This is a genomic window from Aequorivita vitellina, assembly GCF_022008365.1.
Lineage (GTDB): Bacteria > Bacteroidota > Bacteroidia > Flavobacteriales > Flavobacteriaceae > Aequorivita > Aequorivita vitellina.
The window spans coordinates 1-305 of record NZ_JAIRBA010000196.1 but is presented as its reverse complement, the minus strand read 5'-3'; the positions used below and the strand labels follow the sequence as shown (position 1 = coordinate 305).

General features: G+C 44.9%; 1 protein-coding gene. It reads left to right on the top strand.

Translation table 11 applies throughout. The features are described 5' to 3' along the window. A partial coding sequence (locus K8089_RS16490) for a hypothetical protein (protein ID WP_237604360.1) occupies positions 1 to 305 on the top strand: 305 nt, incomplete at both ends.

Here is a 305-nt window from a genome sequence, read left to right as displayed (position 1 = left end):
ACTTGTGCAGATGTAGGTCCGAACACGATTACCTTAACCGTAACCGATGTAAACGGAAACGTTTCTACTTGTACAACAGTTGTAACCGTTGAAGACAATGTTGCACCAGTAGCAAATTGCGCCGCACCGTTTACGATTCAATTGGATGCAACCGGAAACGCAAGCATCACCGTTGGTGATATTGACGCTGGAAGCACTGATGCCTGCGGTATCGCAACCACGACAATTGACAAATCAACATTCACCTGTGCAGATGTAGGTCCGAATACGATTACCTTAACAGTAACCGATGTAAATGGAAATGT